Annotated in this window: 1 protein-coding gene; it reads right to left on the bottom strand. The window is 60.8% G+C overall.

The window, feature by feature from the left end; translation table 11 throughout:
* Positions 1 to 819: phosphopantetheine-binding protein (locus tag CH290_RS15790; protein WP_141215490.1), on the bottom strand; the 819-nt coding region annotated here is incomplete at both ends.

Below are 819 nucleotides of genomic sequence, written 5' to 3'. Positions count from 1 at the left end.
CAGGCCCGCTACGGTGGGGGCTTCCATGAGTGCACGGACGCTGATTTCACAGTCGAAGGTTTCCTGCACGGCGGCTACGACACGCATCGCAGAGAGCGAGTTGCCGCCCAGGTCGAAGAAGGAGTCGTCCACGCTGACTCGCGGCAGGTCGAGAACCTTCGTGAAAATGCCGGAGATAATTTCTTCAACCGGAGATGACGGCGCTCTGTGAACGCCGCTGGCGAATTGCGGCTCGGGCAACGCCCATTTGTCCAGCTTGCCGTTGACAGTTAACGGCAACTCGTCGATGACCATCACCACGGCCGGAACCATGTACGCAGGCAATCGCGCGGCAACTCGTTCGCGCAGCGCCCCACCATCGATTCCCGCAGACACCTCGGTAGGTACGACGTAGCCAATCAACTGCTTGCCGGTATCGGTATCACGGGCCACCACTGCCGCACGCTCCACTCCGGTCAAGGCAGCGAGTGTTGCTTCCACTTCACCGATTTCGATGCGGTAACCACGAATCTTCACCTGATCGTCAGAGCGACCCACATACTCCAGCTCGCCGTCGTGATTCCAACGAACCAGATCGCCGGTGCGATACATCCGCGAACCCAAAGGGCCGAGCGGACACGCGACGAATCGCGATGCCGTCAAGCCCGGCCGTCGCACATAACCGCGTGCCACACCCCGCCCCGCGACATACAACTCACCAACCACACCGATCGGAACCCGCCGCAAACCGGAATCCAACACAAACAACGCATCACCCGGCACCGGCGTACCGATAGGAGCTCCATGACCAGGCTTCATGGGCGCACTCATAGAGGCGTA

The organism is Rhodococcus sp. 06-156-4 (assembly GCF_002259345.1).
Classification (GTDB): Bacteria; Actinomycetota; Actinomycetes; order Mycobacteriales; family Mycobacteriaceae; genus Rhodococcoides; species Rhodococcoides fascians_E.
The sequence above is the reverse complement of the archived record's forward strand: the minus strand, read 5'-3'. Positions and strand labels throughout refer to the sequence as shown.